The sequence below is a fragment of the Desulfocastanea catecholica genome, from assembly GCF_054657295.1.
On sequence record NZ_BAAHYZ010000026.1, the window covers coordinates 42,354 to 51,489 of the forward strand.

The 9,136-nt window shown below is 49.0% G+C and carries 8 protein-coding genes and 1 pseudogene; 6 read left to right on the forward strand and 3 right to left on the reverse strand.

The features are described from left to right. Window positions 1-131 precede the first annotated feature (131 nt). The 5 genes from ACYQ8U_RS18885 to ACYQ8U_RS18905 are packed head-to-tail and all read left to right on the forward strand — an operon-like array spanning window position 132 to window position 4,813. A complete protein-coding gene (locus ACYQ8U_RS18885) occupies window positions 132-881 on the forward strand; it encodes a hypothetical protein (RefSeq protein WP_459947120.1) in 750 nt (249 codons plus the stop codon). Then, window positions 878-2,275 (forward strand): type IV secretory system conjugative DNA transfer family protein, encoded by a 1,398-nt coding sequence (locus tag ACYQ8U_RS18890; protein WP_459947121.1) that lies wholly within the window; start codon window positions 878-880, stop codon window positions 2,273-2,275. Before ACYQ8U_RS18885 ends, ACYQ8U_RS18890 begins: the two co-directional genes overlap by 4 nt. Continuing rightward, window positions 2,272-3,603: an HD domain-containing protein gene (locus ACYQ8U_RS18895; RefSeq protein WP_459947122.1), complete on the forward strand. Its 1,332-nt coding sequence runs from the start codon at window positions 2,272-2,274 to the stop codon at window positions 3,601-3,603. Before ACYQ8U_RS18890 ends, ACYQ8U_RS18895 begins: the two co-directional genes overlap by 4 nt. Next, window positions 3,600-4,388, forward strand: coding sequence for a hypothetical protein (locus ACYQ8U_RS18900; protein ID WP_459947123.1), 789 nt, complete (start codon window positions 3,600-3,602; stop codon window positions 4,386-4,388). Before ACYQ8U_RS18895 ends, ACYQ8U_RS18900 begins: the two co-directional genes overlap by 4 nt. 53 nt (window positions 4,389-4,441) lie before the next feature. Beyond that, window positions 4,442-4,813 carry a recombinase gene (locus tag ACYQ8U_RS18905; RefSeq protein WP_459947124.1) on the forward strand — a complete coding sequence of 124 codons (372 nt, stop codon included), beginning with the start codon at window positions 4,442-4,444 and terminating at the stop codon, window positions 4,811-4,813. A 340-nt stretch (window positions 4,814-5,153) separates the two neighbouring features. Here the strand turns inward: ACYQ8U_RS18905 and istB are convergent, their stop codons facing one another. Together istB and istA are read right to left on the reverse strand one after the other, a co-directional pair. After that, window positions 5,154-5,891, reverse strand: coding sequence for an IS21-like element helper ATPase IstB (gene istB, locus ACYQ8U_RS18910; RefSeq protein WP_459947125.1), 738 nt, complete (start codon window positions 5,889-5,891; stop codon window positions 5,154-5,156). Between the two features lie 11 nt (window positions 5,892-5,902). Beyond that, window positions 5,903-7,455 (reverse strand): annotated as a pseudogene (istA, locus tag ACYQ8U_RS18915) (IS21 family transposase). A gap of 117 nt (window positions 7,456-7,572) precedes the next feature. On the opposite strand from istA, the gene ACYQ8U_RS18920 reads away from it, so the two are divergent. Then, the gene (locus ACYQ8U_RS18920) at window positions 7,573-7,782 is read left to right on the forward strand and encodes a hypothetical protein (protein ID WP_459947126.1); all 210 of its coding nucleotides are present in this window, start codon (window positions 7,573-7,575) and stop codon (window positions 7,780-7,782) included. A gap of 534 nt (window positions 7,783-8,316) precedes the next feature. Here ACYQ8U_RS18920 and ACYQ8U_RS18925 read toward each other — a convergent pair. Beyond that, the coding region (locus tag ACYQ8U_RS18925; RefSeq protein WP_459947127.1) for an IS1634 family transposase at window positions 8,317-9,136 on the reverse strand (820 nt) is incomplete at its 5' end.

Here is a 9,136-nt window from a genome sequence, read left to right on the forward strand (position 1 = left end):
TTTTCGCGGTAAATTCTGGAGGAGATTTCACTTTTTCCACATAAAAAGCAGCAAAAAATGAAAATAATTCCTCAAAAAAGCATACATGGCCGGAAAGAGATAGTAGGAGGGGAAAATAACATCCGGCAAATATGCAGACCCAATATAACGAAATCATCAATTCCTTCGTCGATAAATATGGCCTCAGCCGAGGTCAGGTTGTCGCCGAGATCGAGAAGACCTTTTCGACTATGCTGTCTCGCTGGTATGGGGCAGGGACTGTTGTCCTGTTTGGTGATGGCTATCTGCAGGCGCTACACTATGCCAAGCAGTCAGGTATTCCTGTGCAAAATCAGCTTGATTTTCTGTCCATGCGGGGATGGAATACTCTCCAGAGGGCACTGGATCGGAATTTTACCAGAATTGCCTGCCTGCATGAAGTGACTCGCTATAAACAATTGGAACATGAGCTGCGCTGGGGGGATATCATCCGTAAAAACAGTGATGGTTTCCTGGTGGAGATTGAGATTGAAAAAGGCCTGGCAATCATAGCCGAGTGTCCGATGAATCGTGTCGGGGTGCATGAACAACATACATTGGCGGTTGGCCAAAGACGGGCATTTCATCTGCGACGGGTTGAGTCTGTAAAAATGGGGGGGAGCACACGGGTCAAGGTAATCGTTGATCGTGTATCAAAGAATCTGGTGACCGCTTTGTTAAGAGAACAGCTTGGCACTTCCACAAAGATAACGCTGTATTGCGCCAAACGGTATGTCGGCCATAAGAGTTTTGTTCAAGCCGGCCGATTTTTACCAAAACAGGTAATCTTGACCGTATCAAGGGAATTGCGGGAGCATATTCAGGTTACGGTAGGAAAGATCGCAGTGGGTAAAAAATCTTGATCTGGAGACAACAGTCCAAAAAACCAAATGCTCCGCCATATACCCAAATAGGCGACGGCTTTCATCTGGATCATCCAGACAAGATACTACCACTTGGCTTCCCTGATGATGACCGTAAAGGACATTTCTGGTGCTTCGGGACAACCAGGGTGGGGAAGACCCGCACCATGGAAGGAATCATCGAGCAGGATATTCGCAAGGGGTATTCAGTGGTCGTCATCGATCCCAAGGGTGACAACGAACTTTTCTCGAAAATTGTCCAGGTGGCGTTCGATACTCGCAGACAGGAGGATTTGATACTGCTTACCCCTGTCTTTCCCCAATACAGTGCGGTTTTTAATCCGCTGTCGCATTATTATATGGTCGAGGAAATAGTGGCCCATATTACCGCCGGTGTCGCGGTAGGCAGGGAGCCTTATTTCTTCTCCGTTGCCTACGAAATCAGCCTGGTGGTGGTCCAGGCCCTTATCTTGCTGGCTGAAGCGAATAATAGAAAACCGGATTTCAATCTCAACGATGTCAAAAACAATATCAGTCATGCGGATCTGGAGAAGCTCAAAGAAAAAATCGAAGGTATTAACTCCCCACAGGCCCGACAGCTTGCCCTGAATTTACGAAGGATCATCGCCTCGACCGCCGACTACCATTCCAAGGTTGCCTCCTCGCTGCGGGTGGCACTGACGGAATTAACCAGCGGCAATGTCGGACAGATTCTCGGCCAGGCCAACGAAAACCGTTTCATCAGACGCCTGGAGCAAGATAAAGGCGTTATTCTTATTGTCCAGCTTGGCTCCTTGCTCACCAAACGGGCGGCTTATACCGCCGGGAAGGTTATTGCCTCGAACATCCAGGCGTTTGTCGGTCGCAGGTTCTCCAGTGATAAAAAGATATTTCCGTCTCTGGCCCTGCATATCGACGAGGCCCAATCCGTTCTCTATGACGGGATTGAAGAGCTCTTTGCCAAGGCCGGCGGTGCAGGTGTCTATATCCACGGTTATTGCCAGTCGGTGAGTCAACTCTATGCCGAGATTGGCCAGGATCGAGCCAATACCATTCTGGATAACTGCAATACCAAATTGTTTATGCGGGTGCCGGATGCCAAGACTGCCACCTATATCTCGGATCATCTTGGTGAAAAACGGGTCTTCAGCCCGGTTATCTCCGTGGGTGGCGGGCTGGCCATCCGGGAGACCGAGGATGTACGGGTTAAGCACACCGAAGTGTTGAACCTGGCTCCCCGGCAGTTCTTCATGACGACTTATTCGGGAATTTATCGGGGAATCACAGCGGATGTTCCCACGGCTGACCTCAAGGTGATCTTTCCCGAAATCAGACCACAGTGGGACGATTATCAAGAAGATCTGTCAGGCGAAGAGGGGAGGGGGGTGGGATGACTGCCACAGAGATCAACACCATCCTTGGCCTGGGAATAACGTTTTTTGCCGGCACAATATGGCTGCTTCTTGGTAGGTCAGAGAAAAAACCTGCTGTAGCCAAAAAGGAAGTGTTGTTACAAGACTTATCTCAGCTGTGGATTAAAAACGGTGAGGTCGATATCGCTGATCTGGCGCCACTCTGGCGGGATGATCCGGTAGTGGAGGCAATCGAAGAGGTGTGTATCGAATTCCAGAATGCACGGATACAGGAGTTCTACAAAAAGCATATTCTGCAATTACACCGTGCCGCACAGCAACAGGCGGTTTGCCGTGATCTTTTGTCTTTATTGGACACGGAAGGTCACTGTTCATCCGTCGTCAATGTCAGTCGTGATGTGGAAGCCACCTGGGATTCCAACACCTACACCCTGCTTGGTCAAACAAGCCTGCTTGATCATTCCCTGAATGTGGCTGAACAGGTGGTCCAGCTGCTGCGGGAAACTGATACCGCTTATCTTATGCCGGATACCATCATTGCCGCCTTGTCCCATGATCTGGGGAAACTGCCATCCATCCGGGGGCATTTGTACAGTTTGGGCGAACATCCCTTAGCCGCCGGCCGGATTCTGGTCGGTCTTCAATCGTTTAATGAACTTCACCAAAAAGAGGCAATCCTTCAGGCCGTAAAATTTCACCACAAACAGCCACAAGATTTGCTGGGCAAGACTTTGAAACGGGCGGATCAACTTGCCCGGCAACAAGAGTTGGAGCAGGCGCAGGAGCGACTCCAGCCATTAGAGAAACCTCCTGGGTGGCACAACGAAGCACAGGCGCAAGAGGGTATATTTGAAGAAAAACCAGAGACAAAAAAGAAGATGCCGCCCCCAAGGCTCATCAACCTGTCCTGGCTGAACACCCATGAATTCCTGCAAGACATGCGGCCTTACATCAATAAATTGGAGGGGCGGAGGTTCCGGGCATTTTCCATGCCGAATGGTGTTGTCTACTTTATGCCAAAGATACTGGAACTGATTGCCAAGAAACAGGCGGAAAAAGCGGGGCAACTGGACGTAGTCTCCATGGATGATAAAGCAATGCGCGAGGTATTGTTGTCTATCGTCCATCAGCTCCGGCAGGAGAATGTCATTGAGGGTGGCCTGTTGCAAGACCAATATTTTGGAGCATATTTCACTGTAACCATGAAATCAGGCACAACCAAGAACGGCTACTACACGCCTTGTCATGCCGAGGCCTTTGGTTCTATTGCCGCTATGGAAGATGCTAAATCCGGTATCCTCCTCGACCTGGTATCTGTAGCAGCGGTGCACGGAGATAAACAGGCATGAGTAACAGCATAAACAGCAGTGGCTTTAGCGGCTATAAGGGCGGCAATCCCGGCAGTAGTAACAGCGGCGGCGGTGGTAGCAGGGGCGGTTCATATAGCCCGAATGCTACATTTATCAATACAGACAATCGTCAATATGCAAAGCCAAGGAGTATCATTAATGTCATCTCGGATATTCAGCATTATTGCATGGCTGAAAAATTGGGTAATGCCTTACCTGCGGAGTATTTGACACTGGAAAACTCTCTGGGTTTTTTCGGTGTCGGGGCGAAAAGTGGTCTGACGGAAGGGCTTTTCTTGCTCTTGCTTTTGCCGGCGGTTGAATTTTATCTACTGCCTTTTGTCCTCAAATCACCAAGTTTGTTTGTAAAAATCATGTTCGGCTCTTTTCCTTTTCTGCCGGTCATCGCCAACACTCTACTCTGCGCCTATATCAGCCAATACTTTGTCGGTATAGTTACCCGCAAGGCCATCAATGCTTTCTTCACCGGCAGGATGCTCGTACTGGTCGCTAAAAGTTTCATGATCTATGTTTTCTACACCTTGCTTATCGGATTGAGCACCCCGGAAAGGGTCTGGCAAGTGGCTCAATATTCCAGCAAAAATGCCGAGGCAATCTATTATGGCTATATGACCATGCTTCCCAATATCATGCCGATAGCCACTCGTTGTTCTCTGTTTGTCCTGATAGCCGCCATTCTGCCTTACGGGACTGTCTTTATAATGGATATGTGGCGGAGAAGTAAAATCAAACGCAACCATGCCAGGATTACTGGTAAATCTTAAAAAGTTATCAATCAAAGCTATTAATCTATAGGGAGAGGAAATTGGAGAAAGAAATGAAGGAAACATCGAATGAAAAAAGGAGATTTACCAAGGAAGAGATTCTGGAGAAAAAAATCTCCATGGTCAAGGAGCGTGGCTCAAGAGTCATGAAAATCAACTCACCGATGGGCAGCATCATGTTCAATGTTCTGCGGCAATTCGATCAGGCGTATGCTCATTTCAAGGGGCAGTTGGGAGAACCAGGGGGGATTTCCCATGAAAAAGGAGCTGAACTTATGGATGAAGCGCGAAAGATAACCGTGGCCTTCTCTGAGTTCACCGGACAGTTGAGCAAGCAGGTCAGGTTCAAGTATTTTGTGCCTCAAGAGCTACAGGAGATGCGGCAAGTTACAAACAGAAAGAAAGATGAGCTTTCAACGAAGTGACTGTGAGAGAGAGGAGGCTGGGTTTATGATGGTTGCCCGTCTCTCATCCTGACCCGTGCCACCCCGAACGTATATTTAGGAGCTATTGTCGATTTTCAATCAGGATTTCCCGGGATCTGACAATCGGGGCAATCGTTAGTTTCAATGCACAACACGGCCTTCATCACCATCGACGCTCATATCCCAGATAAGACTGCGTATTCCATTGATTCCGGCCACTCATTCCAGTCGAAGGCGGCCACCGATTCCACGTGATCCCGGCCACCGATTCCAGATGATCGCGGCCAGATAATCGGAGCGAAGCGACGCTGTTATTTGTCCTTTACCTTGTAGTTGCTGTTCACGTCAAGTTTGCGTTCTTTTTTCTCATAGAATCTCCATCAAGTTTTATTTTATGTGCGCTGTGCACCAGCCTGTCGAGAATGGCATCGGCAAGAGTCGGGTCGCCGATCTGTTCATGCCAGTGGTCGATGGGCAACTGACTGGTGACGAGCGTTGATTTCAAGCCATGGCGATCCTCGAGTATCTCGAGTAAATCATGTCGTTGATCTCGACAGAGTTGCTCCAGACCGTAGTCATCGAGCACCAACAGATCAGCTTTGGCAAATGAAGCCAGCAGCTTCAGATATCGGCCATCACCTTTTGACAGGGCCAGGTCCTCAAAGAGCTTAGAGATTCTCAGGTAGAGGGTGCTATAGCCTTCCCGGCATGCTTTTTGGGCAAAGGCGCAGGCGAGGTAGGTTTTACCAACCCCGGTGGGTCCGGTGATTATCAGATTGTTGTGCTCTTTGATCCACTCGCAGCCCGCCAGTCGCATAACCAGGGATTTATCCAGGCCCCGGGGATGGCGGAAGTTGATGTCTTCTATACAGCCATCCTGGCGTAATCTGGCCTTGCGTAATCGTGTATTCATTCTCCTTGTCTGTCTGACAGCCATCTCCCTGTCGAGCAGGATGCCCAGCCGTTCTTCAAAACCCAGGTCATCCAGGGAGTTCATCTGCATCTGCTCATCGAGTGCAGCCGCCATGCCGGTGAAGCGTAAGGTTGTCAGTTTCTCAAGAGTTGGGTGAAGCAGCATTATTCTCTCCTTTAATGGACTGTTGAGTCGTAGTAGTCAGCGCCGCGGATATTGCTGTGCTGCAAGGGTTTGCTGTTATTTTCTTTGTCTCTCAGAGGCTTTTATCCAGACCGTTTTTGAGTATCGATTCTATACTCCTGTAGGAGAGTGCATTGATGTGCAGAGCGCGGTCGCAGGCTGCTTCGAGTCTTTGTTCGCCATAGGATTTACCTAATCGCAGAATCCCCAACAAAGTCCTGTAGGCCTGCTGTGGATGTGCCCTTTGGACCAGGAGTGTTTCTGTGAGCACCCTTGTTTGCGGGCCGATTTTAGCCGCCCATCTGGTAAATCTCTCGGGAGTCCATTCTGAGTACTTCTGATGCTTCGGCGGCATATGCTCTCTAATCGTTGTGTGGCGGCCCCGGGACTGGTTGCGGAGATGGCTTGCTACCCGCTGATTTCGGTATAGACATTCCACCGAGGTCTTGGTGTAACGGACCTCCAGTTGTTTCTTTACCAGGGTGTATGGGACAGAATAATAGTGGCCTTCCACCTCCACATGATAATCGAGGTGGACGGTGACCTTTTTCCAGTAGGCCATTTCGTAGGGCGCTACAGGAAGCGGCTGTAGTGCGGGTTTGTCCATTTCAACAAAACGACTCTGTCTGCTTCCGGGAAGCTTTTTGAAAGGCTTGTTGTTGAGGATGTCCAACAGCCCTTTTATGGCCTTGTTGAGTTCTACAAGGCTGAAGAAGGTATGCTTGCGAAGTCGTGCCAGGATCCAACGTTCTACCAGCAGGACACCCGCTTCAGCTTTGGCCTTATCCCGTGGTTTTCTGACCCGGGCAGGAATGATCACTGTCTGATAATGGTTGGCCAGGGCGTGGTATGTCGGGTTGATATCCGGTTCGTAGCGACAGACTCTGCTGACACCGCTCTTTAAATTATCAGGAACCACTGCCGCCGTAACACCTCCATAGAAGGAAAACGCACGGACATGAGAACCTATCCAGTCTTCAATCTGTTGGCTCATCGTAGCTTCGGCGTAGGTGTAATTACTGGCCCCCAGGACAGCGACAAAGATTTGCGCTTTATGTATTTCACCGGTTTCCCTGTCAATCACATCGACCGCTTGTCCGGCGTAGTCAACAAACATTTTCTCACCCGCCCGGTGCTCATGGCGCATGACTACATCCAGCCTGGCGGCCCAGTCCCGATAATTATGGCAGTACCAGCTGTATTGGTAGCCGTCTGGATGTCTTTCTTTATATTCCTGCCACAACAGGTTTAATGTGACATGTGTGCGCGACTGTAATTCTTTATGAACTTCATGAAAATCAGGTAATAACCCTGAGCTGTTTCGCGGTGTCGGAGGCGGAAAAAGCAACTGCTCAAGAGCGGTGTCGCTCAGCCCTTCCGGAAGTGGCCAGGTGAAGCCTCCATTTCTTACCCGCTGGATATAATCGCTGACAGTGCTGCTGCCTATTCCGCAGCTCAATCCGATCTCGCGGTTGCTCCGGTTCAACTCGTATTTGAGGCGCAATACCTCTCGTATCTTTCGCATAGATAACCTCTTGCCTGGCATGAATCCCTCCTTGATAAAATCATCAGAAAAAGAGATTTTCTACCATTTGGTTTTATGCGTCGCTACTCTCCAAAACTGGTGGCCGGAATCATCTGGAAACCACATGGCCGGGATCGAATGGAATCACTGGCCGGAATGAAATGGAATCAGTGGCCGGGATCAAATGGAATGGGTGACCGGAATGGAGTGGAATCACTGGCCGGGATCATCTGGAATACTCATAAGACCATGCCAGCCGTCAATAATGCCATCATCGCCGCATATCGGGCAAATCCAGTAAATCCGGTCATCCTCAGTAAATTGGACATTCAACCTGCCAGTACATGATTTGCGGTTTGGGCGTCGCCAGCATTTTGGCGGATCCCCGCTCACAAGATCACGGTCTCGTGCAGTGGCATAGGTGATAATCTCGGCCAGTTTCGAGACCTTTAATCTTAACTGAGGTGCACCTGGCCCTGTTTGTTCATCATTGAGCCAGTGTCGAATATCAATAACCACACATAAGTATCGCCGTTAATAATTTCTTCTGATTACATATGAAACTCAGCCAAATATCAGCTGACTTTTTCTATCTGAAAAAACTCAGCAAAATAAGCACATTACTGGTGACTGTTGAGTTGATCAAATAAAATGGAGCCAAGCAAGGCGTCACCTTTGGAAATTGGCCCGAATAACCAGCACATAACTAACTGATTTATGGTTATTATTTTCTCAGACACCAAGATGACATAAACGTGGCTGAGTTTCATACGTAATCAGATAATTTTTTGTCCAGGCCTCAATAAGGTCAAAGGAATTCCATAGGATCATCCATAACATACTTCAAAGCCTTATCAACCTGAAAGTCGGATAAAGCGTACACTATTTGGTATCCACTCCCAAGTACTTCAAGAGCAACCTATCTCTGGCCACTGATTCGGTGGACCATCGATAGCTGGCCATGACAGTCTGTACCTTTGTGGTTTCAATGCAGTCGAACCAATCCAGGATCTGAGCGAGAGAGCGTTGCGCAAGCCAGTTTTCCAGTTTTTTTTCGAGCTTGATGAGTGATTCGTTTTTTCCGGGTTCTCTCTTTCCGAGCTTGGCTTGCACTTGCTTTATTTTTTTCGTCAGGAAACAGTGATAGCCCAGCGAGATAAATTGTGCAAATTGTCTTCCACGCAGATTGTCCGGGTACCATGTGCGCGGCCTGGCACCGTCGAGCCTCCCTTTTTGCACGGCAAAGAGTTCTTCGATTTTTTCGCGCAGCCGATAATTTTCAAGTGCTGTAAATGTGTCCATGGCCTGATTGCTGACAAGGGCGAAATAGCCAAAGTACTTCTTTGCTTCGGTAATGGCTTTGTCGTTGAATCCCACCTTCATCTGCCCCCCACGCCCCTTTCTGGAACAGGTCAGGTACTTGTCTGTTTTCTTTTGCGCTGATTCCGTGAACTCGGTTTTTCCTCCTTCTATTTGCGTTTTCAGTTCAAGCAGGTCCTTGCGGAAAGCGAGTTCTTTCTTGGCTTCATTGTCGGGTGAATAGTAAACATGCACATACAGACGGCGCGAGATCGTTTCTTTTTCACCGGCGATCTTGCCGTTGCGTGATCGCTGGCGTACTCGGGTGAACTGGTGCATTCTGGGCGAAGTTGCTCCGCAGATTGACGGGTCGAACGGACACGTGCTGGACATACCCGCCAGT

What these genes read in the sequence shown, in the direction of transcription:
- ACYQ8U_RS18885 (WP_459947120.1), top strand. Translation starts at nt 132, where the DNA reads ATGCAGACCCAATATAACGAAATCATCAATTCCTTCGTCGATAAATAT.
- ACYQ8U_RS18895 (WP_459947122.1), top strand. Translation starts at nt 2,272, where the DNA reads ATGACTGCCACAGAGATCAACACCATCCTTGGCCTGGGAATAACGTTT.
- ACYQ8U_RS18900 (WP_459947123.1), top strand. Translation starts at nt 3,600, where the DNA reads ATGAGTAACAGCATAAACAGCAGTGGCTTTAGCGGCTATAAGGGCGGC.
- ACYQ8U_RS18905 (WP_459947124.1), top strand. Translation starts at nt 4,442, where the DNA reads ATGAAGGAAACATCGAATGAAAAAAGGAGATTTACCAAGGAAGAGATT.
- istB (WP_459947125.1), bottom strand. Translation starts at nt 5,891, where the DNA reads ATGCTGCTTCACCCAACTCTTGAGAAACTGACAACCTTACGCTTCACC.
- ACYQ8U_RS18920 (WP_459947126.1), top strand. Translation starts at nt 7,573, where the DNA reads ATGGAATCACTGGCCGGAATGAAATGGAATCAGTGGCCGGGATCAAAT.